This is a genomic window from Paraburkholderia sp. BR10882, assembly GCF_040948855.1.
GTDB lineage: Bacteria > Pseudomonadota > Gammaproteobacteria > Burkholderiales > Burkholderiaceae > Paraburkholderia > Paraburkholderia nodosa_A.
The window spans coordinates 124,014-146,039 of the sequence record NZ_JBFPKP010000018.1; the positions used below are offsets into that span (position 1 = coordinate 124,014).

The 22,026-nt window shown below is 61.8% G+C and carries 23 protein-coding genes; 17 read left to right on the forward strand and 6 right to left on the reverse strand.

The window, feature by feature from the left end:
• Positions 1–2: 2 nt before the first annotated feature.
• On the reverse strand, positions 3–206 hold the full coding sequence (locus tag AB3X99_RS32455) for a cold-shock protein (protein WP_368619231.1): 204 nt from the start codon (positions 204–206) through the stop codon (positions 3–5).
• Between the two features lie 602 nt (positions 207–808).
• On the opposite strand from AB3X99_RS32455, the gene AB3X99_RS32460 reads away from it, so the two are divergent.
• The 7 genes from AB3X99_RS32460 (at position 809) to AB3X99_RS32490 (ending at position 6,850) form a co-directional block, all read left to right on the forward strand.
• Positions 809–1,141 carry an ArsR/SmtB family transcription factor gene (locus AB3X99_RS32460; RefSeq protein ID WP_368619232.1) on the forward strand — a complete coding sequence of 111 codons (333 nt, stop codon included), beginning with the start codon at positions 809–811 and terminating at the stop codon, positions 1,139–1,141.
• A gap of 52 nt (positions 1,142–1,193) precedes the next feature.
• Positions 1,194–1,688: an arsenate reductase ArsC gene (locus tag AB3X99_RS32465; RefSeq protein ID WP_368619233.1), complete on the forward strand. Its 495-nt coding sequence runs from the start codon at positions 1,194–1,196 to the stop codon at positions 1,686–1,688.
• A gap of 13 nt (positions 1,689–1,701) precedes the next feature.
• Positions 1,702–2,196 carry an arsenate reductase ArsC gene (locus tag AB3X99_RS32470; RefSeq protein WP_368619234.1) on the forward strand — a complete coding sequence of 165 codons (495 nt, stop codon included), beginning with the start codon at positions 1,702–1,704 and terminating at the stop codon, positions 2,194–2,196.
• Between the two features lie 18 nt (positions 2,197–2,214).
• Complete coding sequence (gene arsB, locus AB3X99_RS32475) at positions 2,215–3,285, forward strand: ACR3 family arsenite efflux transporter (protein WP_368619235.1); 1,071 nt, start codon at positions 2,215–2,217, stop codon at positions 3,283–3,285.
• Between the two features lie 48 nt (positions 3,286–3,333).
• Complete coding sequence (gene arsH, locus AB3X99_RS32480) at positions 3,334–4,056, forward strand: arsenical resistance protein ArsH (RefSeq protein ID WP_368619236.1); 723 nt, start codon at positions 3,334–3,336, stop codon at positions 4,054–4,056.
• Positions 4,057–4,120: 64 nt separating this feature from the next.
• A complete protein-coding gene (locus AB3X99_RS32485) occupies positions 4,121–5,542 on the forward strand; it encodes an NAD(P)-binding domain-containing protein (protein WP_368619237.1) in 1,422 nt (473 codons plus the stop codon).
• A gap of 54 nt (positions 5,543–5,596) precedes the next feature.
• A complete protein-coding gene (locus AB3X99_RS32490) occupies positions 5,597–6,850 on the forward strand; it encodes an MFS transporter (protein WP_368619238.1) in 1,254 nt (417 codons plus the stop codon).
• A gap of 219 nt (positions 6,851–7,069) precedes the next feature.
• Here the strand turns inward: AB3X99_RS32490 and AB3X99_RS32495 are convergent, their stop codons facing one another.
• Positions 7,070–7,954: an SDR family oxidoreductase gene (locus tag AB3X99_RS32495; RefSeq protein WP_368619239.1), complete on the reverse strand. Its 885-nt coding sequence runs from the start codon at positions 7,952–7,954 to the stop codon at positions 7,070–7,072.
• A 92-nt stretch (positions 7,955–8,046) separates the two neighbouring features.
• Here AB3X99_RS32495 and AB3X99_RS32500 point away from each other — a divergent pair, with 92 nt between their 5' ends.
• Positions 8,047–8,916 (forward strand): helix-turn-helix transcriptional regulator, encoded by an 870-nt coding sequence (locus tag AB3X99_RS32500; protein WP_069266915.1) that lies wholly within the window; start codon positions 8,047–8,049, stop codon positions 8,914–8,916.
• A gap of 193 nt (positions 8,917–9,109) precedes the next feature.
• Here AB3X99_RS32500 and AB3X99_RS32505 read toward each other — a convergent pair whose 3' ends face one another.
• Positions 9,110–9,502 (reverse strand): VOC family protein, encoded by a 393-nt coding sequence (locus AB3X99_RS32505; RefSeq protein WP_368619250.1) that lies wholly within the window; start codon positions 9,500–9,502, stop codon positions 9,110–9,112.
• A 585-nt stretch (positions 9,503–10,087) separates the two neighbouring features.
• Here AB3X99_RS32505 and AB3X99_RS32510 point away from each other — a divergent pair.
• Positions 10,088–10,834 carry an SDR family NAD(P)-dependent oxidoreductase gene (locus tag AB3X99_RS32510; protein WP_069266914.1) on the forward strand — a complete coding sequence of 249 codons (747 nt, stop codon included), beginning with the start codon at positions 10,088–10,090 and terminating at the stop codon, positions 10,832–10,834.
• A gap of 75 nt (positions 10,835–10,909) precedes the next feature.
• Positions 10,910–11,557, forward strand: a complete 648-nt coding sequence (locus tag AB3X99_RS32515; RefSeq protein WP_342948348.1) for a glutathione S-transferase — start codon at positions 10,910–10,912, stop codon at positions 11,555–11,557.
• Between the two features lie 833 nt (positions 11,558–12,390).
• Here the strand turns inward: AB3X99_RS32515 and AB3X99_RS32520 are convergent.
• The gene (locus AB3X99_RS32520; protein WP_368619240.1) at positions 12,391–12,645 is read right to left on the reverse strand and encodes a winged helix-turn-helix domain-containing protein; all 255 of its coding nucleotides are present in this window, start codon (positions 12,643–12,645) and stop codon (positions 12,391–12,393) included.
• 78 nt (positions 12,646–12,723) lie between these two features.
• Positions 12,724–13,605: a LysR family transcriptional regulator gene (locus AB3X99_RS32525; protein ID WP_342948346.1), complete on the reverse strand. Its 882-nt coding sequence runs from the start codon at positions 13,603–13,605 to the stop codon at positions 12,724–12,726.
• Between the two features lie 150 nt (positions 13,606–13,755).
• Between AB3X99_RS32525 and AB3X99_RS32530 the strand changes: the two genes are divergently transcribed.
• From AB3X99_RS32530 to AB3X99_RS32550, 5 genes are all read left to right on the forward strand, one after another.
• A complete protein-coding gene (locus AB3X99_RS32530; RefSeq protein WP_342948345.1) occupies positions 13,756–14,502 on the forward strand; it encodes an SDR family oxidoreductase in 747 nt (248 codons plus the stop codon).
• Between the two features lie 63 nt (positions 14,503–14,565).
• Complete coding sequence (locus AB3X99_RS32535) at positions 14,566–15,765, forward strand: MFS transporter (RefSeq protein ID WP_368619241.1); 1,200 nt, start codon at positions 14,566–14,568, stop codon at positions 15,763–15,765.
• A 232-nt stretch (positions 15,766–15,997) separates the two neighbouring features.
• Positions 15,998–16,843 (forward strand): alpha/beta fold hydrolase, encoded by an 846-nt coding sequence (locus tag AB3X99_RS32540; RefSeq protein ID WP_368619251.1) that lies wholly within the window; start codon positions 15,998–16,000, stop codon positions 16,841–16,843.
• 48 nt (positions 16,844–16,891) lie between these two features.
• Positions 16,892–17,641, forward strand: a complete 750-nt coding sequence (locus AB3X99_RS32545) for an SDR family NAD(P)-dependent oxidoreductase (RefSeq protein WP_069266906.1) — start codon at positions 16,892–16,894, stop codon at positions 17,639–17,641.
• A complete protein-coding gene (locus AB3X99_RS32550) occupies positions 17,622–17,942 on the forward strand; it encodes a hypothetical protein (protein ID WP_368619242.1) in 321 nt (106 codons plus the stop codon). The genes AB3X99_RS32545 and AB3X99_RS32550 overlap by 20 nt, the downstream gene beginning before the upstream one ends.
• Positions 17,943–18,208: 266 nt before the next feature.
• On the opposite strand, the gene AB3X99_RS32555 is transcribed toward AB3X99_RS32550, so the two are convergent.
• Positions 18,209–19,696 (reverse strand): carbohydrate porin, encoded by a 1,488-nt coding sequence (locus AB3X99_RS32555; protein ID WP_342948341.1) that lies wholly within the window; start codon positions 19,694–19,696, stop codon positions 18,209–18,211.
• Positions 19,697–21,206: 1,510 nt separating this feature from the next.
• On the opposite strand from AB3X99_RS32555, the gene AB3X99_RS32560 reads away from it, so the two are divergent.
• Positions 21,207–21,356, forward strand: a complete 150-nt coding sequence (locus tag AB3X99_RS32560) for a hypothetical protein (RefSeq protein ID WP_176732903.1) — start codon at positions 21,207–21,209, stop codon at positions 21,354–21,356.
• A 111-nt stretch (positions 21,357–21,467) separates the two neighbouring features.
• The coding region (locus AB3X99_RS32565) for an NRAMP family divalent metal transporter (protein WP_368619243.1) at positions 21,468–22,026 on the forward strand (559 nt) is incomplete at its 3' end.

The window sequence follows — 22,026 nt, forward strand, 5'->3', positions numbered from 1 at the left end:
AACTACCCGGGTTTGATGTTCGCTGCCTGTTTTCCCTTGGGGCCCTGCTTGACTTCAAAGCTCACCTTCTGGCCTTCCTGAAGGCTCTTGAAGCCAGAGCCCTGAACCTCGGAGAAATGCGCGAACAAGTCATCGCCGCCGTCGTCCGGGGTGATAAACCCAAACCCCTTTGCATCGTTAAACCACTTGACAGTACCGGTTGCCATACTCTGGATGTTCCTTGGAAGATGGGGGCTAGTTGATGCCACTGGCCTGCGCCAAACGTCCTGCCAGCAGTTGTTCCGTCGCCGACACATTTACGGACGCCTACTGGCAGCTGCAGTGTGACGTCTCGCACGATCCGTACCTGCAGTCATTCGCCCGTCGAGACGGGTGCGTGGACACAATCCGCTTTGTCACGTATGGCGCGGGAAAGGTCTTTCGGCGGGGCATTTACGTCGGTTCGAATTTGGCTGTAATTTTTGGAGCGGCTGATGCGCCGCGGCCTAATGCACCGGGCAGGCCGGTGTACCTATGCATGGCCAGCGCAAGCACGCGAAACGAATTCCAACGCGCGGAGTTCGACGTCACTAGGGGCAGCGCCGGTAGCGCTCTAGCATTCCAGCATTCCGAGGCCCGGCTAGCGGATGACCGTTCATCAGCGCGGTGTGGGCGCTTATCGACCCATCTGAGACGGTTGCCGGTTCTCGTCCCAGCCTCGGCTTTCCCCTAAATAGCTGCCACTGGTCGCTCGCCATTCATTCATTCGGCACTCACCTACATTTCCAAAAATGTTGAAATATCGAATCGACTGTCGTATCCTTGCGCCATGAACTCGAACCTTGCCGTCCGCCTGCTTGGCGCGCTTGCCCACGATTCCCGACTCGCGATCTTTCGAGCCCTCGTTGTCGCGGGTCCGCAAGGCATGGCTGCGGGTGAAATCGCACAGCAGCTTGGCCTTGCCCCGTCGAGCCTGTCGTTTCATCTGAAAGACCTGTCTCATGCTGATCTCGTGAAGTCGCGGCAGGACGGACGATTCGTGATCTACACGGCGAATTTCGATGCGATGACCGGGCTGATCGGTTTCCTCACGGAGAACTGCTGCGCCGGTGCAACCTGCGTTGCGGGCGGTCTTCCCGGGGCATGCGGCGACGAGCAGTGACGCGCGAGCCCTTGTCAAAGAATCCGCTGTAATCGTATTTCCGGAGACGTCCATGAGCAGCAAAACGTACAACGTCCTGTTCATTTGCACCGGCAACTCGGCACGGTCCATCCTGGCCGAAGGCCTCATGAACCACTACGGCGCTGGTCGCTTCAACGCTTATTCCGCCGGCAGTCACCCGGCGGGACAGGTCAATCCGCTTGCGTTGCAGGCGCTGCAGAAATTCGGCGTTGGAGCGGAGGGTTTTCGCAGCAAGAACTGGGAAGAATTTGCGACGGACGGTGCGCCCGAAATGGACTTCGTGTTTACCGTCTGCGACGCAGCGGCCGGCGAAGTGTGCCCGGTCTGGCCGGGGCAGCCGATTACGGCCCACTGGGGCGTCACCGATCCGGCAACTGTGGAGGGCAGCGAGGAAGTCAGGAAGCAGGCGATGTGGGATACCGCCGTCACCCTGAAGCGCCGCATCGAGCTGTTCCTTTCGCTTCCGCACGAAAAACTGGACGCGGTCGCGCTGCACCATGCTGTGCGCGACATCGGCAAGCAATGACTGAGATCCAACCATGACCACTAACATTCTCATCCTCTGTACCCACAACTCGGCGCGCAGCGTGCTCGGTGAAGGCATGCTCAATCACTGGGCACAAAAGCTCGGCAAGGATGTGCGCGCCTATAGCGCGGGCAGCACGCCGAGCGGTCGCATCAACCCATTCGCGCTGGAAGCGCTGTCGAACGCGGGCATCGCTACGGAAGGCTATCGCAGCAAAAACTGGGACGAGTTCGCCGCGGACGGCGCTCCCCAAATGCGCGTGGTCATTACCGTATGCGACAGCGCCGCCGCGGAGGAATGCCCGTACTGGCCGGGCAGCCCTGTCCAGATGCATTGGGGATATGCCGACCCGTCCAATGCACCGGGAGGTGACGAGCGCAAGCGGCAGGCGTTCGAACTGACGCGTCAGGCGATCGGTTATCGCATGCTGCAGCTGCTGGCGCTTCCGCTCGATACGCTGAGCAATGCGGAACTACAGCAAGCCCTGATCAGCATCCAGCAAAGTTGATTTCCATCGGGCAGTCCAATGAACACCCCTAACGTCACGTCGCCGGCAAAAGCCACATCGAAGCCGGCCATCAGTTTCTTCGAGCGGTATCTGACCGTCTGGGTTGCGCTGTGCATCTTGGTCGGCATCGTGCTGGGCCAGTTGCTGCCAGGCGTCTTCCAGACCATCGGACGGATGGAATACGCGCATGTGAATCTCCCTGTCGGGCTGCTGATCTGGGTGATGATCATCCCGATGCTCGTGCGGGTCGATTTCGGCATGCTGCACGAAGTGCGTCAGCACGTCAGAGGAATCGGCGTCACGCTGTTCGTGAACTGGCTCGTCAAGCCGTTTTCGATGGCGTTTCTCGGCTGGGTCTTCATCAAGCACGTCTTCGCGCCGCTGTTGCCCGCCGACCAGCTCGACAGCTATGTGGCCGGTTTGATTCTCCTGGCTGCCGCGCCGTGCACGGCGATGGTGTTCGTATGGAGCCGGCTGACCGGCGGCGATCCGCTGTTCACGCTGTCGCAGGTCGCATTGAATGACAGCATCATGGTCATCACGTTCGCGCCGCTGGTCGGGCTGCTGCTCGGCATGTCGGCAATTACGGTGCCGTGGGCGACGCTGCTGACATCCGTTGTGCTCTATATCGTTATTCCAGTCATCCTCGCGCAGATTCTGCGCAAGGTGCTGCTGGCAAAGGGGCAGCCTACGTTCGACGCTGTTATGGCGAAGATCGGCCCGTGGTCGATCACGGCGCTGCTCGTGACGCTCGTGCTGCTGTTCGCATTCCAGGGCGAGGCAATCATCCGTCAGCCGCTCGTCATTGTGCTGCTGGCTGTTCCGATCCTGATCCAGGTGTTTTTCAACTCGTCGCTCGCGTACTGGCTCAATCGTGCAGTCGGCGAGAAGCACAACATCGCCTGCCCGTCCGCGCTGATCGGCGCCTCCAATTTTTTTGAACTGGCGGTTGCCACTGCCATCGGCCTGTTTGGTTTCGAGTCGGGCGCGGCGCTCGCGACGGTGGTTGGTGTGCTCGTCGAAGTGCCGGTGATGCTGCTCGTGGTGCGCGTCGTCAATCGTTCGAGAAACTGGTACGAATGCGCATGAACGCTATCGCCGTCTATCTCGCACAGGTCATCGATGTGGAGCGTGAGCATGTCTGAACGCATCGCGGATCTTCCGCAACTCGACACTGCGCTGTTTTGCGTGCCCGATATCGGCCAGTTGCGACCCGCCACCGTATCAACGCATCCACCGCGGTTCCTGCTGCTCTATGGCTCCCTGCGTGAGCGTTCGTTCAGCCGGTTGCTGACTGAGGAGGCCGCGCGCCTGCTCGTTGCAATGGGTGCCGAGGTCCGCACCTTCAACCCGAGCGGCTTGCCGCTGCCCGACGATGCGCCGGAAAGCCACCCAAAGGTCGCCGAACTGCGCGAACTCGTGCAATGGTCGGAGGGCATGGTCTGGTGTTCGCCCGAGCGTCACGGGGCGATGACCGGAATCATGAAGTCGCAGATCGACTGGATTCCGCTGTCGATGGGCGCCGTGCGTCCAACGCAGGGAAAAACGCTGGCCGTCATGCAGGTGAGCGGTGGATCGCAGTCGTTTAACGCTGTGAATCAGATGCGCGTGCTAGGCCGCTGGATGCGCATGCTGACCATTCCGAACCAGTCGTCCGTTGCAAAGGCATTTCTGGAGTTCGACGAGGCGGGACGCATGAAACCTTCCGCCTATTTCGACCGTGTCGTGGACGTGATGGAGGAACTGGTCAAGTTCACCCTGCTCACGCGTGACATCGGCCCTTATCTGGTCGACAGGTACAGCGAGCGCAAGGAAAGTGCCGAGGAACTGTCGAAGCGCGTGAATCAGCCCAAGCTCTGAGCCCGTCCCGCACCATTCAATTGTTTGCTTCCAACTTCACCCCTACAACCCGCAGGAGTTGACCGTGAGTTCATGCTGCAGCCCGAAAAGCGCGCCCGCGCGTGAGGCGTCCCGACCATCGTCTGGTTCATCGCTGCCTGTCGCCATCATTGGTGGCGGTCCCGTGGGCCTTGCTGCAGCGGCTCACCTGATCCAGTACGGTTTGAATCCGGTCATCTTCGAGGCGGCTGATAGCGTGGGCTCCGCGCCGCTGGCCTGGGGGCACGTCCATATGTTTTCCCCATGGCAGTACAACGTTGACCGTGCTTCCCGCGCGCTGCTTGAACGACAGGGATGGACGGCGCCCGACGCCGACGGTTACCCGACCGGCCGCGAGCTGGCCGAGCAGTATCTGCTGCCGCTGGCGCAGACGCCGGAGATCGCCAGGTGCCTGCGCCTGAATACACGCGTCACGGGCATCGCGCGTTTTCGCACCGGTAAGGTCAAGAACGCATTGCGCGAGCAGCAGCCGTTCGAGATTCGTTTCGAGGAACAGGGCGGAAGCGAAGCGCGCCTTCTCGCCGGTGCGGTGATCGTTGCGACGGGCACTTGGGGCCAGTCGGCGCCGGCTGGCGCATCCGGTCTGCCGGCCATCGGCGAACGTGCAGCGCATAGGCAGATTCGTTATGGCATGCCCGATGTTCTCGGGGCGGAGCGCAGCCGTTATGCCGGCAAGAAGGTGCTCGTTATTGGCACCGGACACTCGGCAATCGGCACGCTCGTCGATCTCGCTTCGCTGGCTGCGCAGGAGCCCGGCACGACCGTCGTGTGGGCGATGCGTCGTGCGCAACCGGGCCACGTCTATGGCGGAGGCAGCGCGGATCAGTTGCCGGAGCGAGGCGCACTGGGTCAACGGCTGAAGCAGCTCGTCATCGCCGGCCGCGTCGAATTGCTGACGCCGTTTGCCGTCGACGAAATCCGGGCGGAAGGTGAGATGCTCGACGTCCGCGATGCTGACGGTCACGCTGTCCAGGTCGACGAAATGATCGTCGCGACGGGGCTTCGCCCGGACCTGCAGATCCTGCGCGAGTTGCGTCTGGATCTGGATTCCTCTCTGGAGTGTCCCCGCGAACTTGCGCCACTGATCGACCCAAATCTTCATTCGTGCGGCACGGTACGGCCGCATGGCGCGGAGATCCTGGCGCAACCCGACACTGGCCTTTACATCGCCGGGATGGCCAGCTATGGCCGTGCGCCTACGTTCCTGATGGCGACCGGCTACGAGCAGGTGCGCTCCATCGCGGCGTGGCTTGCTGGTGACATCGAAGCCGCTCGTCGCGTTGAACTGGAATTGCCGGAAACCGGCGTGTGCAGCGCGGACCGCGGCGTGAGCGGACAATCCGCGAGCGGTAGCTCGTGTTGCGCACCGGCAGAGGTCGTCGAGACGTCGAACTGCTGCACGCCGGCAGCCCCCGCCGAAAAGGCAAGCTGTTGCACGCCGTCGTAACAGGCCTCTCGCATTTAACCCAGACCCGAGAGCGTAGAACAGGGAGATCAGAAAGTGACAGCGTCCACGCCGCAGGACCATGGCACGACAGCGACGTGGGCACTGGCCACTGCGCAACTCGTTTCGTGGGGGGCGATCTATTACGCGTTCTCGCTCTTTGTCGTACCGATGGAACACGCCCTCGGTTGGGACCGCACGTCGACCAATGCGGCGCTGTCTGTCGGCCTGCTCGTCTCCGGGTTGGCCGCATATCCGGTCGGCACGTGGATCGACCACGGGCACGGCCGTGCCGTCATGGTCGCGGGATCGCTGCTCGCTTCGGCGATGCTCGTGGTCTGGTCACAGGCACACAGTCTGGCGACCCTGTTCGTCGTATGGGTGGGCCTCGGCATTTCGATGGCCGCCACGCTGTACGACCCGGTTTTCGCCGTCATCACGCGAAGCTATCCCGACAGCTTCCGCACGAAGATTACGCTGATTACCCTCGTCGCCGGATTCGCGAGCACGGCTTTCATCCCGCTCACGCAATGGCTGATTGATCTGCTTGCGTGGCGTCACGCGCTGCTCGCGCTCGCGGGTATCAATTTATGCGTCTGCGCACCAATTCACGTCCTGGCGATCCGAAGGAACAGAACGAGCCCGACTGCGACAATCGATCGGGCCGCGGTCAAGGCAGCGAACGCCGCGTCCACGCGGCGCGCGCTTCGCTCCCCGGTGTTCTGGGCGCTCGCCGTGTGCTTCACGACGTACTACGTGACGTTCGCCGCGCTGACGTTTCACCTCGTCCCGCTGATGACCGAACGCCATGTTCAGCAGTCCACCATCCTCGTGACGATGGCAGTCATCGGCCCTGCGCAGGTGCTTGCCCGGATTCTGTGGTTCGCGTTTGGGCGGAACGTTTCGCCGAAGCTCGTCGGCATTTTGATCACGACAGCGTTTCCGGTGTCTGTGGTCATTCTACTGATTGCTGGTGCGTCGCCCGTGCTGCTGGTTCTGTTTGCCGTCGTCTACGGCGGCGCGAACGGCATGATGACGATTCTGCGAGGGACGATCGTGCAGGACGTGATGTGGGTTGAAGGGTTCGGCGCGATCAACGGACTGCTGTCGACTCCGTCGAACATCGCAAAAGGCATTGCGCCAATCTCGGCGGCAACTATTTGGGCGATCGGACACAGCTACCGCCCCGTAGAGTGGGCCGTGCTGACCGTGTCACTGGTATCACTGGCGGCGTTCTGTATAGCGATGGCTTTCCCGCTTCGAGCTGATACTCCGGAGCAGGCCGTGGCGAGTCGGGCCACGAAGGTATAGCCAAGCGTTACCTCGTAGCCCAATGACTGAAAGCGGGGTTGGTTCGGTCAGATCCGCGTAATAGGCGAGTGACGGCTTTTGGCCGACCAGAGCCCGACGACCGAGCGCAAGGATGATCGCCCGCGTGCGTTCGATGCAAAAGGCATAACCGACCCACAAGAGACGTTCGGGGTCGCCGAAAGCGGTTCTTCAAAAAAGCGTGCGGCGCGCCCGCATGCTTCAGCTATTCGATGCGCCAAGCCGTTCTAGATCGGCAATCAGCCCGGGCCCGGTCGGAGTCCAGCCGAGCGTCCTCCGCGTCTTTTCGCTTGATGCCACAAGGTCGCGGCTAGCGAACATTGCCAGCCAACCAAAGTGCGTCGAAGCTTCTCCCGCGGATATGGATCTTGTGGGCAGTTTCAGCCCGCGGCCGATTGCTTCGGCAATATTCAGCATCAGCACGCCTTCTTCAGCCACCGCATGATGTTTCGCGCCCGCTTCGTTCTTTTCCAGCGCCAACCGGTAAAGACGGGCGACATCCGAGATGTGTGCCGCCGCCCAGCGGTTGCGTCCTTCCCCGACATAGGCTGACACGCCTTTCTCGCGCGCCACAGCAACGGCGTAAGTCAGAAGCCCTTGCCGCATTGTGTTGTGAACTTGGGGAAGCCGCACCACCGAGGCGCGCACGCCCCTCAGTGATAGCGCCGTCTGCTCCGAGACGCGGGGAAAGGGGAAATCTGGCGGCACGTCATGGTCCTCGGTCGCGATCTGGCCCGGCCCGGCTAGTCCTGCCGTCCCCGACGTGGCGATCAGAAGCCGATCTGAGCCAGCGAGGACTGAGCCCAAAGCTTCGATTGCGATGCGATCGACCTCGCAAGACCTTGCAAAGTTGGACCAGTCGTGAATAAAGCCCAGGTGAATCACGGCATCGGCCGCCGCTGCGCCCCTCCGAAGGCTTTCGAGGTCTTCAAGCGAACCGCGATGCACGTCCGCTCCAATAGTTGCCAGGGCTTTTTCTCCCTCGTCTGAACGAGCCATGCCGAGAACCTTATGTCCCGCAGCAATCAGTTCCTTAACGGTGGGAATGCCGATAAATCCGGTAGCGCCGGTGATGAAAACGCGCATGAACTTGTCTCCAGGTTTCGCTGGAGACAAGTGTCAGCTTTGCGAGTATTCCGGTAAAGTAGTGACCTTATTATGGTAAGACTACTAACAGCATGAAGTCGCGCCAGGACAACGAAAACCTCCTCGCCGCCTATTTGCGGGACCGGCGAATGAAGCTTGATCCCGCAGTACTCGGCTTTCCCGCAGAGCGCCGGCGGACGCCTGGGCTGCGCCGTGAAGAAGTGGCGCAGCGCGCCAATATCAGCCCCACCTGGTACACGTGGCTTGAACAAGGTCGCGGCGGTGCCCCCTCGGCGGATGTGCTCGATCGAATATCGCGGGCCTTGATGCTGACGGATGTCGAGCGCGAGCACCTTTTTCTAGTTGGCCTCGGGCGGCCGCCCGAAGCCCGCTACCAAGAGAAGGAAGGTGTCACGCCTCGGCTGCAGCGTGTCCTCGACGCTTTGGACCCCAGCCCCGCCCTCATTCGCACTGCCACCTGGAACGTCCTTGCCTGGAATCGGGCGGCCACTGTCATGTTGGGCGACTATGGCTCCCTGCCGCCAAACCAACGCAATGTGCTGCGCACTATCTTCCTTGATCCGCGTGCGCGCGCCGTGCAGTATGACTGGGAGAGCGTGGCGCGCCACATCATCGGTGCATTCCGCGTCGATGCAGCGCGTGCGGGAGCGGCAACGGAGGTGGCGCCTCTCGTTGATGAGCTATGCCGGCTCAGTCCCGAGTTCAAGGTGATGTGGCGCGACAACGAGGTTCGAGAGGTCCACGGCGAGGCCATCAAGCGCATCCGCCATCCGGTGCTCGGCCCGCTCGCCTTCGAATATTCGACCTTCTCCGTCGACGGCCGGACTGATCTCAGCATGTGTGTCTACAATCCCGCGACGCCGGAGGATGCGAAGAAGATAGCGTCCCAGATCAGCTTGCTCTCGAACCGACTACCGACGGCCGACATGCGAGGGCCGTAGGGCGCTCGCAGTAACGCAGGTTCAGGCATTCGAGGCTTGATTCCCAAGAGTCTCTCAGGGCCCCGCAGGCACCGAATATGGCAACCGGCCCTGGGCACTAACGCTCGGCCTGTGAACGGCCGTTCGTGGCCGAACGCGGCTCTCTGCCGCAAACGCACATCCGAACGACCGCGCAGTACCTGATCCAGCAGCGCTAGCGCGTCCAACAAGCATTCTGCAGGACCACGCGGTAGCCATCGGGATCTTCGAACGTCAGACCCCGTCGATCCCAGTACGGATTCTCTGCTGGCACCGGTTCATTTCCCAATTCGCGGAACCTTTCGACGGCGATTTCCCACTCCTCAAGCATCGGCAAATAGATGACTAAGAGATGCTCCTTAGTGGGTGCATTCGGGACCGTCACATTGTGCTGGTGAGTCAGTTCAATATGCCACGGGTACTCTCGATGGCCGAGAACGATGCCATCAAATCCTTGGTGATCGACAAATTGCGCCAATACCTCGAAACCAAGGCCTTGAATATAAAACGCAGCCGCGCGAGCGACATCATTCGTTGGACGAGCGACACGTAGTACGTGAACTGGCATTAGGGGTTCCAATCGAAGAAGTGGATGTGGCAACCAATCGTCGGCGAAGAACCAATTGTCAACCATCTTCATGCCCGTGTCGAACGACCGGTTGTGGCCGAGGCCGCCGGCCGTGGACGGCTCAGCTCGACCCGCTTCCGCCGTTAGGCATACTTAAAGTCACATGACCGCTTTGGAGCGCACCAGCCGCCATCGAGCGCGCGCGGTGTCGCCTGTGTTCACCCATGGCCGCCATGGATGATGTTGCACCCAGGCTCCACCAGCGATGAGGTTCGCTGCTTCGGGACCGTAACGCGCTAACGTAGATCGGTAGTCATGCTTTCCCACTATCCCCAGCTCCGGAGCCATGCTTCGCAGGCATGCCGGTCAGCCTGGAAAGTCTTTTTGCGTTGCGAGCTGAAACGCTACTCTGCATGCACGAGTTAGAGCATTCCACACGCGCCGGACGACGTCACCGTCGCTGTCGCGTAACTCGCGTCCAGTGACGGGAGCTGCATATTAAGCAATAGATATTGCGCGCGCCCCTGGAATCGAAGCTCTCTCTGCGTTGCGTTTGACATGAACTTACCTAACTGGAGCCGCAAAATGAACCAACCCGTCGTCCTGATCACCGGCGCCCTCACGGGCATCGGCCGCGCCACCGCTTTTGCATTCGCCCGCTTGGGCGCACGTCTCGTCGTGTCGGGCCGCCGTGCCGCGGAAGGTTCGGCGCTCGAGGCCGAATTGCGCGAAGCAGGCGCACAAGCTTTCTTCGTGCAGGCTGACGTACGCCGCGACGAAGACGTCCGTCACCTCGTCGATGAAACCGTTGCTCGCTTCGGCCGGCTCGACGTTGCAGTCAACAATGCTGGCACGGAAGGTAAACCGGGACCTGTGGTCGATCAGACTGCCGAGAGCTACGCTGATACCTTCGACACCAACGTGCTCGGCACGTTGCTGAGCCTCAAGCACGAACTGCGCGTGATGACCGCACAGCAAGCTGGCAGCATCATCAACATATCCTCGACTTATGGTCATGAGGGTGCGGCCTTCGCTTCGGTGTATGCGGGCAGCAAGCATGCTGTGGAAGGGATCACGAAATCGGCTGCACTCGAGGCCGCTTCGGCGCGCGTTCGCGTCAACGCCGTAGCGCCTGGTCCCACCGACACGGGCATGTTGGACCGTTTCACCGGCACGCCGGAGAACAAGGCCTCGCTCGCGGCAACGGTTCCGCTCGCACGAATCGGTAGACCTGACGACATCGCGGCGGCGGTGCTCTACCTGGCCAATGACGGTGCTGCGTTTGTCACAGGGCAGATCCTCACCGTCGACGGCGGCAAGACAGCGGGTTGAGCTTTCAACGCGGTTTGGGCTTCCTGCTGAACCGGCGAAGCCCTATACAAGCGACACTTCTGGATGGAACCATCAATGAACACCGATCTCACCTTCTTCGAATCGAAGGCTTCCCCGAACTCTCGCCGTGTTCGCATCTTCCTTGCCGAGAAGGGCATCGAATTTCCTGCCAAGGCGGTGGACCTCGGCGCCAAAGAGCAATTCTCCGATGCCTACGTTGCGATCAACCCTCGCCGCCAGGTTCCCACGCTCGTGCTGCGAGACGGCACAGCGATTGGCGAAGTCCCGGCAATCTGGCGTTACATCGAGGAGGCCTACCCCGAGAAGCCCGCATTGCTAGGCACGACGCCAACTACGAAGGCGCTCGTCACGATGTGGGAACGACGTGCCGAGCTGGACGGATTCTCGGCGGTAATGGAGGGCGTCAGGAACGCCGTTGCCGGGCTGAAAGGTCGGGCGCTCTCAGGCCCGCATGCGTACGAGCAGATCCCCGAAATCGTCGAGCGCAGCAAGCTGCGCGTCGGGCACTTCTTTGCCGATTTCAACGACCGTCTCAAGACAGTGCCATTCGTCGCGGGCGACGCATTCTCGGTGGCTGACATTACTACGCTCGTTGCGATCGACTTCGCGGCGGGCGGCATGAAGCTGAGCATTCCTACGGGCTTCGACGCACTGCAAGCGTGGTACGACAAAGTCAACGCACGTCCGTCGTCGAAGGCATGACGGCCCGCAAGGTAGCCTGTCGTGACCGATGCCGTGCGCTCAGTATCTGCGCGGCCGGCTTCTGCGATTCGCCTCACGGCCGGTAAGCGTCGGACCTGCCGCGCCAATGTCACCCTCACCCGCGGACTGCTGCGTCACGGGAAAGATGGCATTGAGCGCGGCTTTCACGTCGCCTTTCATGTGTCGGAGCCGGGCAAGACTCAACGAGCAACGCGACTGCCACGCAAGGAATCCGTGTTTCCGGGCCGTCTTAAGAGCATCGGTCAAAATCGATTCGGCCGCCGGTATCGCTTCGTCGCCCCGGATCGCGACCAGCACCTCCGCCTTCGCTCTCCATAGCTCAGGCAGAGCTGGAAGCGATTCCCGAGCCGGTCGGCCACGCCCTGGAGCCCAAACGCCGGCACACATGCCGCAGCAAGTTCCAGCGCCAGCGGAATTCCATCGAGCCGGCGGCAGATTTGCGACTTCAGCCTCAACGCTGTCCGTGAATCCACGCTGAGCCCGGCATGCGGTCCGACACGCTCTTCGAAGAGACGTACCGCACTGTAGTCGAGAGCGACATCGCAATTTTCGTCCGGGGGAACCTCGAGCGACGGAACACGATAGATCGGCTCCCCTGCAACGCGCAGCGTTTCGCGGCTTGTTGCAAGTACGACTGCTCGCGGGGCGATCCGAAGCAGCCTTTCGGCAATCCTGGCGGCCCCGTGCGCGGCTTCGAGCGCCAACCGCGTCTTTCCCACACCGCCGGTACCCACGGGCGTGACCAGACGATGCGTTTGCAGGCCACGGTAAATCTCGCGTACGGCAATTTCCCGGCCGATGAGAGGACTGACCTATGCAGGTAGCGGCAGGCCCGAAAAAGCCGGTCCGTCTGCAGGTGCAGCAGGGGGCCTATCCGAATTCGTGACTTGCGGGAGCACTTCTGCGATGAACTGGTATCCGCGCCCGGTCACCGTACGTATTGCCGCCCGGTCGTCTCCGAGAGCGCGGCGAAGTGCGGAAATCTGAGCTTCGACAGTATTGCCCGGCCTCACGAGTGTCGTCAGAATTTTGTCTGCCGCCCGAACGGCGCGAACACCGGTAAGCATCAGCTTCTTTCAGCGCGTTTCAGCACTTTCAACGCATGCGGGACTGCACCCCACACAGGCCACACCGCGTCGTGCATCTTATTGCTTGATCTGGTCGATGCGCGACAGAAACGTCGACAGAATCGCTGAGCGGTTATTCCGGTTATAGCCCACCACAAGCTCGATTCTCGGCGGTTCGCCCTTGAGTGGTCGGCTTGTTACCGACCAGGGCAGCAGTTTCTCGGCATAGGAGGGCAGTAGTGCGACGCCTCTCGTCGAGGCGATTAGCGACATCGCCATCGTCAGGTTGTGCACGCGATGCGCGGGCTCGATGACGACGTCGTTTGTCGCCAGATAGTTTTCGATCGCGCCGCGCATGGGACCGGCTATGTCTGAACCACCTATGAATAATTCACCCGCCAGTTCGTGCACGTCGATCTCATCCAAGGCCGCAAGGCGATGATCGCTTGGCATCAGCACGACGAAAGGCTCGCGTGCGACTGTCACGTAATCGAGGTCGGGTCGGTTGGCTTCGGCACGCATGAAGGCGACGTCCAGCCGTCCCGTCGACAATCCCTCTGCGAGTTCAGGGGAGTGCTCGCTCGATACCGTCATTTCGATGCTCTGCAGATCGCTCGCGAGCACGCGAGTCGCTTCCGCGAGCCAGGTCACTTCCTGTCCGCTCAGGAAGCCAACCGCAAACGTCGGCTTGGACGGTCGCGCCGCCCGCCGCGCTGCCTCGCACGCCGCATCGACTTGTGCAAGGGCGAGACGCGTGTGGACCAGAAATGCCTTGCCGGCGTCGGTCAGTTCAATGCCACGCGCGCTACGCACGAACAGTTGCGCACCTACTTCGTATTCAAGGTCTCTGATCTGCCGGCTCAGAGACGGCTGGGACGTGTACAGCCGACGTTCCGCCGCGACGGTCAGGCTGCCCTCTTCGGCCACGGCGAGGAAATAACGAAGATGACGCAGTTCCATTCACGCGTTCCTTTTAGTCATGCATGACAGGTATGGGGATCAGCTTACAAAGTCTTTTTCGCGCGGACAAGTGGCGGCTATCGTTCGATCACATCAGCCGGACGAAACCCTACCTCGCCCCAATGTCAGTTATCTGCTGGAAGGACGATCATGAACACCCTGACAGGAAAGACCGCGCTCGTCACCGGCGCTTCCCGTGGCATCGGACGCGCCACTGCGCTTGCGCTCGCGCAGGCAGGCGCTCAGATCATCGTTCACTATGGCCGCGGTGCGCGTGAGGCCAAGGCCGTCGTCGCCGAAATCACTGCGACGGGCACTCGTGCCCATGCCCTCCAGGCCGATCTAGCCGAATCCGACGGGCCGCACAGGCTCGCGCGCCATGTCCGGGCAATCGTCGGTGAACGGCTCGACATCCTCGTTTCCAACGCTGGCATCGTGAAGGCAGCCACGCTCGAGGAAACAGGCGTCGAAGATTTCGACGAACTGTTCGCAGTCAACGTCCGCGCTCCGTATTTTCTCGTTCAGCAATTGCTGCCGATCATGTGCAAGGGCAGCAGCGTCACGCTGCTTTCGTCGCTCGCGGCCCATGCGGCCGTCGGCGAACTATCGGCCTACTCGGCCACGAAAGGCGCCGTGGACACCCTTGTGCGCCACTTCGCGGTTGGCCTGGGACCGCGCGGCATCCGCGTGAACGCAGTCGCGCCCGGCGTGGTGCAAACCGACATGTCGAGCTTCACCCGCACCGACGAAGGCCGCGACATGACACTCAGCCTTCAGGCCATCAAACGGCTCGCCGAACCCGATGATATCGCCGCTGCGATCACCTTTCTCGCCTCCGACCAGGCCAGATGGACAACCGGCGCGACGCTCAATGTGGATGGCGGCTCGAAGCTCTGAGCGAGTCGAGCGCGACGCCGCCATTTCGGCCATCCAATTCGATTCACGCACCCGGATATATCAATGTCGCTAACTATCTCAATACAGCCCCCGCGCACGCGAAACTGGCTCGCGGTTCTTTCGGTCGCACTCAGCGCGACCGTGTTCTGCACCACGGAATTCCTTCCCGTCGGGCTACTGCGTTACATCAGCCAGGGACTGGGCGTAAGCGTTGGAGCCGCCGGCATCATGGTCACGGCGCCCGGGCTGCTGGCCGCCATCGCCGCGCCGTTTCTTACGGTAGCGGTCGGACGTTTCGACCGTCGGCGCGTGCTACTAGGCCTGGGCCTGCTGCTCGTAATCTCGAATCTGACGGCCATGCTGGCGCCGCACTTTACGATTCTCGTCGCGGCCCGTGCGCTGTTCGGATTCGGAATCGGCGGATTCTGGGCAATCAGTGTGGGGCTCGGCGCCCGACTCGTGCCGGAGAAGAATGTCGGCCGGGCCACATCGCTGATTTTCGCGGGCGTCTCGCTCGGCATGCTGATCGGCGGGCCGGCCGGGGCACTGATCGGAGACCTGGCTGGTTGGCGTACCGCATTTGGCGCAGCGCTCGCGCTGTCCGTTGCCGCGCTGCTGGCCCAGTGGGTTTCGTTGCCGTCGCTAAACGTAGAGCATCGGGTAAGCACACGCGAACTGCTCGGCATCTTCGGTACGCGACCGGCACGCATCGGGCTGATCGCGATGACGCTGGCCCTATGCGGACAGTTCGCGACCTATACGTATATCACTCCGTTCCTCGCAACGGTGTCGGGATTTGGCGGCAAGGTCATCTCGTTGCTGCTGCTCGGCTACACGTTCATCGGGCTGCTCGGTAATTTCATCGGTGGTTCATCCGCGCAACGGAACGTCAGGACCACGCTCATCGCGAGCATCCTGTTTATCGCATTGCCGCTCGCCATGCTTCCCGCGCTCGGCACCAGTCGGCCGTCGGTGCTGGTCGCGCTGGCCGCGTGGGGAACCGCGTACGGCGCCATGCCCGTCGCACTGCAGATGTGGATGGCGCAGGCAACCCGCGAAGTCCGCGAAGGTGGCATGGCGCTGTTCGTAGCCAATTTCCAGATCTCGATTGCACTGGGTTCGTTCGTCGGCGGCCGGATCGTCGACGGGTTGGGTCTCTTCAATGCAATGTACTTCGGTGCCGGACTCGCCTTGGTTTCGATCCTGACGCTCGCGCTGACCGGCGGGCATCCTCGCAGGATTGACGAGCCCGCGTCCACCTGAACTATTCCAGCGGGCTGCGACCGCGCAGTCATGCACGTGCCATATCTTTCAGGCATGGCCACTTGCCTACAAAGTCTTTTTCCTCTTGCCAGCCACCGCATACAGTACCCATCAGCAGGCACCGCCCCACGAGATTTCCAGGCGCGTGACTGGATCGCCAAAGCAGCACCCCATGCATTTCAAACATACCGGCAAAACAATTGCTGCACTTACTTCTGAAAGGATCGCAATCATGAGCCACCAGACGCACCAGACCGCACCAACGCAGTACGTTGAAGCAAACGGTATCCGCTTCGCCTATCGCCGCTTCGGCAATCGCGCGGGCGTACCGCTTGTGATGAACATCCACTTCACCGGCACCATGGATCACTGGGACCCCGCCGTGACCGACGGCCTGGCCGCCGGACGTGAGGTCATCCTGTTCAACAACGCCGGCATTTCGAGCAGTTCAGGCAGCGTTCCCGAATCGATCGAGGAAATGGCGGCCAACGCTGCCGCATTCATTCGTGCGCTCGGTCTCGAACAGGTCGATGTACTGGGATTCTCGATGGGTGGCCTGATTGCGCAGACACTCGCCATTGCGGAGCCCACGCTGGTTCGCCGCCTGATCCTCGTCGGCACGGGCCCGCGCAGCGGAGAAGGCATGGCCTCGCTGACGCCCGAAGCGCAGGAAATCTTCGGCGCGAGCTATGCCGAACCGGACCATCTCTGGCTGCGCGTCCATTTCTCGCCGACAGGGGCCAGCCAGACGGCCGGACGTGCGTTCCTCGAACGCTTGCGCCTTCGCACGGAGAACCGTGATCCAGCGGCCAACGAAGCCGTGGCACCGGCCCAGCTCGCGGCACTCGCGAAATGGGGCGCGCCGCAAGACAAGCCGTATGCCTACCTGTCTGCACTCAGCCAGCCGACCCTGGTCGTCAATGGTGACGACGACGTAATCATCTATACGGTCAATTCGCTGATTCTGCGCCAGCACATCCCGAATGCCCAACTGATCATCTATCCGGACGCCAATCACGGCTCGCTCTATCAATACCCCGAGCGTTTCGTGGAAGACGTTTCCAGGTTCCTTTCCTGAGTCGCCAGTTACACCGACATTTGATCCCGAATTCAACAGGAGTTAATCGTGACTACTAATCTTCACGGCAAAACTGCACTCGTCACGGGCGCTTCGCGCGGCATCGGCCGCGCAACCGCTCAGGCTCTGGCAGCAGCAGGCGCGCGCGTGATCGTGCACTTCGGCAGCGACGAGAAGGCTGCGAATTCCGTCGTCGAGGCGATCCGTGCGTCGGGTGGTTCGGCCGACAAGGTCGCGGCAGACCTGAGCGCGGCGAACGGCCCTCACGAACTGGCCCGTCAGGTACGCGGGCTGATTGGCGAGCGTCTCAACATTCTCGTTGCGAATGCTGGCATCTCGAAGGCCTCGTCGATCGCGGAAACGACGGTAGAGGACTTCGACCGGTTGTTCGCCGTCAATGTGCGCGCCCCATACTTCCTCGTCCAGCAACTGCTGCCCGTGCTGGGCGAGGGCAGTAGCGTAGTCCTGCTGTCCTCACTTGCAGCCCGCGCTTCGGTTGGCAATCTGTCAGCCTACGCCGCGAGTAAGGGAGCAATCGACACCCTGGTCAAGCATTTCGCCGCAGCGCTCGGCGAGCGCGGCATTCGCGTGAACGCCGTCGCGCCGGGCGTCGTTGAAACTGACATGTCGAACTTCGCCAAAACCGATGCCGGGCGGGACTTCACCCTCGGCATGCAGGCCCTCAAGCGCGTGGCGCAACCCGACGACATCGCAGGCGCTGCCCTGTTCCTCGCCTCCGATGCGGCACGCTGGGTGACGGGTGACACGCTGCGTGTCGATGGCGGCTCCAAGCTCTGATACCGGGGGAGACGGGCATGACCCATACAGCCTGCCCGACTGCCCCCGCGATTTCATCAACCGCGCGACCCCCGGCGATGGACGAGGCGGCACCCTGTCGGCGCTGTATCTCCTCGGTTATCTGGCCGCCGGCATACTCGCGCCGATTCTGGGACGCGTGGCGACGGTTCACGGACTGGGCTTCGCCGTGTATCTGGGCTTCGCCGTGTATCTGGGCGCCGGCGTCATCGCCGCCTTGAGCTTCGCCACGCTCACACTCGCGCTCGGCCTGCGTCGCATTGCGAAGGACGAGCGACGCTGATTCCCAACTGAAACGCCGAATCTGCTCGTTTTTCTGCTCGAAGCCGTCGCACGGGAATGAGCGCAGTAATTTCAGTTCAGCCGGTTCGACGGCAAGCGCAATAGCAGCCGACGCATCACGGTGTTAGCAGATCGAACGGCCGCTTTCAGGCCGGCTACCGACTGATGCGGTGGCCGGAAGTCGAGACGAACGCGTCCTATTAGTGACCTGTCCGGGCCTTTTCGACAAATCGTCGGCAGGCCCGGACACTGCAGAACGTCAGGGCATCAGAACGTCACGACCGTTCGCAGTCCGGCTACGGCCTCGTTGCCGATGCGTGCGCCGCTGTTATTCGGGTCGGGGATGCCGCCACCCGGATGGAAGATGTACTGGAGTTCGCCCTGCAGCAACCACCACGGCGCAACCTGATACTGGTAGGTCGCCTCGATCACCGTCTCCGCCGAACGCACAGGGTAGCCCGGCGTCCGGAGCGTTGCGATGTCACGGTCGAGTGCGCTCGCGCTCGAGCTGACGTTCGCGTAGCTCACCGCGAGCCCGACCGAGTCGCTGTCCCGGCCCTTGAACGGAGCTTTCAGTACGACGCCCGCGTTGAGATTGAAGTCGAGCAGGTTACGGTCGCCCGGCGCGCCCATCACACGCGTGAACACGCCAACCGATTGCGGGCTGTCGGCGCTCGGGCGCCACACCATCTGGTCTGCAACGGCATAAATGCTGAAGTTGCCGCGATGCGTGGCCGGCACGCCGTTCGACGCCGGGCTCGCGAGCGAGATGCCGTTCGTGTCGAGGTGCTGATCCGCGAAGTGATTGTTGTTGTACCAGAAGCCCAGCTTGTAGGTGCCCGGCAGCCCGCCCGGCTGTGCCGAACCAGATCCGCCTGCCGGCGGCTGGTTGATCGCGTACTGGACCTCGCCGATCATCATGACGCCGTTGTGCAGGTTGAACCGCGTGCCGCTGGCGTTGAGTTGCTGCGGGTCGCCATTGCCCGGCGCGGGGTTGCCGTCGAAGATGCCGCCGAGAATCGTCATCGAGTCACTCGGCTTGAACCGCAGGCGCACGCCGAGTGACGAGAGCGGATAGGCAGGGCCGCCCGCAGGCATGTCAGTGGCGGCCAGTACGGGCCAGCCGAAAGTCGCGTTCGCGAACGTGCTGCCGTACTGGCTGATGATGAATTCCTGATCAAGGCTCTGCTGGCCGATCCTGACGTCGAATTTGTCACCTATCGCCTGCTGGTACCAGAGTTCCCACAAACGCGTCGACGCTTCGGCTTCAACGCCGCTCACGGCTTGCAGCGCATTCAGGCGTGCCGCCGTGATGCCGTGTCCGTGAATCTGCAGGGCATCGACGAAGAAGGTGCCGCCCTTCAGGCCGAGCGCCTTGTCAGTATCGACGCTAAGGCCGAACTGAGTGGCGCCGTTGTATGAAGCGCCCTTCGAGATACCGCCGGAGAAGTTGCCGTAGAGCTCGCTGGTTTCTTGCGCGTTGAACGTGATGCCGTGATCGCCCAGTAGCGTGCGCAGTCCGCCCATGTCGCCGAGCAGGTTAGAGCGCTCCCAGAATCCGGTGGGCGCGGCGGCGGCCCCGGCCGGTGCCGCGCTTGTGTCGGTGTTTGTGGTTGCGGAAGAGCCCTGGTCCGCCGATGTGGGCGCGGCTGACTCCGACTGTGCATAAGCCGGCATGTTGATGCTGGCGCCCAGTACCACCAACAGCGCTGCGGCGGCGCAGACTGGCTTCAGGCGCGAGGGCGGAGCGAGCATACATCGGCTGTCAATGCTGTTGTCGTTATGTGTGGGCGTACCAAAGGAGATCATTTTGTGTTCTTCTGGGAAGCGAACTGATGAATAAGCGATGCCAACGCAGGAGGGTGTCCGGCGCCGACTCGCCGTGGGGGCTGCAGTCTTGCAAAGCCTATTTGCGACGATGACCCGGTCAGGCGGGCCACGAAGTACCGCTAACGTTTCGTCCTGGCATCTTCCAGAGGGCTGCAACCGAGGTGCCGCGTTGCACTGACTGGACTCTGTTGGCACCTGTGTGCCGCCAGAGCTGGCTGTGCCCGTCAGGTTCGCGTTGCGGTGCGACTGCTGGCGTTGCACGCAGGTAATCGCGTGAGGCGAGGAGAAAGCGTTCGATATGCATGATTCAACTCCCGTCGAGCCCGGCTGGCCGGGCAACGTTCGATAAGTGGCACACCGTCAGCGAAGTCGGGCGCTGTCGGCGTACTTAAGCAAAAAGGGAGCGAGCTACAGACAGACCGCACGGGCGGTCCGGAAGAAGCGCGCTGACCCGTCAATCGGGGTCAGCGGCAGGAGGGAAAGTCCGGCGTCGCTAACGCGCGATTGCAGTCTGGTTGCCGGCACACGCCGGCATACAAGATCGACAACTAGAGCTTGCGTCCACGAAGGACTCTCCTGTTTCTAAGACAGGGCGGATTCTATGCGCGCCATCTGCGAGCGCGCAAGTAAAAATTGTCATGCAGTGCAGAGCAGTTCGAAGAGGGACGCCAAACGCACCGGACTGTGCCAGCTCAATGGCATTCTGGGAGGCTCACGAGCGTGCGCGGCGCAGCACGTTGCAACACAAACGCACGGGCAATAGTTCTATTGTGGAGTGCATAACAAAACGGAACGCAAATGAATTTCGTCAAATGGAAGTAACAGATTCGAAAGAAAAATCTTTGAAATAGTCGTTGACTCGGCTCACGCGTCGTCACTAGAATTCGCCTGTTTCCACGAAAGGGGCATATGCCTTGGACAGTTGTAGTTGTCGACCTTCGAATCGTTTTTCTGCCTGACCGGCACGACGCCCGCCTGGATTCTTCCTTAGCCGCCGTCCTGCCAGCAGGCAGACGGTGCGCGCCGCAGTAGCTTCCGCAGTCTCTCCCGCGCATCTCTTCGATTGGCCGCCGTCGTTGGCGTGTGTGCTGTCACGCACGTTCGTCAACGCGACCCTGGGTGTCGAGCCATTGGCTCGCGACGCCGCTCGTTCACGCCGTTTTCGCGCGCGCAACACCGCGCCGGAACGGGCGTGCGGTTAAACACGTCCGTCAAACATGAACCGGACCCAAATGAAAGAGGAGCTCACGATGCCCGACCCTGAGCCTAAACCCTGCACATCTCGCCTTGCGTTCTCGCAGAACGCGGGCCACTTCGCCTGACATCAGTCCGCACACGTTCCTCCCACACGCCCGGGCATATCGCCCCCGCGTGAAGCGAAACGAAGGCACGCCTGATCGATGGCGCCACGTTTCAGGCATCTGGAGGAATCACCATGCACTTCGCTCTGCTCGTTTCGCAGCTCCCGCACGTCGAAGAAGCTCGCACGCACTACAACGGCATGCTCGGGCTCGACTCACATTCGCACGGTTCAACCGGCGTAGTCGCTGCCGTCTGGACGGCATTCAAAAAGCTCGTTCGCTGACACGGCCTGGCATCGCCGACTTCTGCCCCTGCTCCCGCATCAGCAGTCGGCGGGGCAGCGCCACGTCTCAATCATTAAGTTCAAAAAAGTACTACTAAGGAATAAATAACGATGTCCACCACTCCTGCAAACATCACGCAACGTCGGAGTGCCGTGCTCGACGACGCGCACGTGGGCGATATCAAAGGCGCCCTCGGCACCATCGCCCGCCACGACACCGCTCCGCGCAGCAACTGGATGGCGCGCCTGCGCACACTGCTTGCCATCCTCGGCCCCGGCCTCATCGTCATGGTCGGCGATAATGACGCCGGCGCGTTCGGCACGTATACCCAGGCCGGCCAGAACTACGGCACGTCGCTGCTCTGGACGCTCGCGCTGCTGATTCCGGTTCTCTATGTGAACCAGGAAATGGTCCTGCGCCTGGGCGCCGTGACCGGCGTCGGCCACGCACGCCTCATCTTCGAACGCTTCGGCAAGTTCTGGGGCGCCTTCAGCGTCATCGATCTTTTCCTGCTCAATGCGCTCACGATCGTCACCGAGTTCATCGGCATTACGTTTGCGCTCGACTTTCTCGGCGTCTCGAAGGTTCTCGGTGTCTGCATCGCCGCGGTACTGACGATGGCGGCGGTCAGTACGGGCGACTTCCGGCGCTTCGAACGCTTCGCGATCG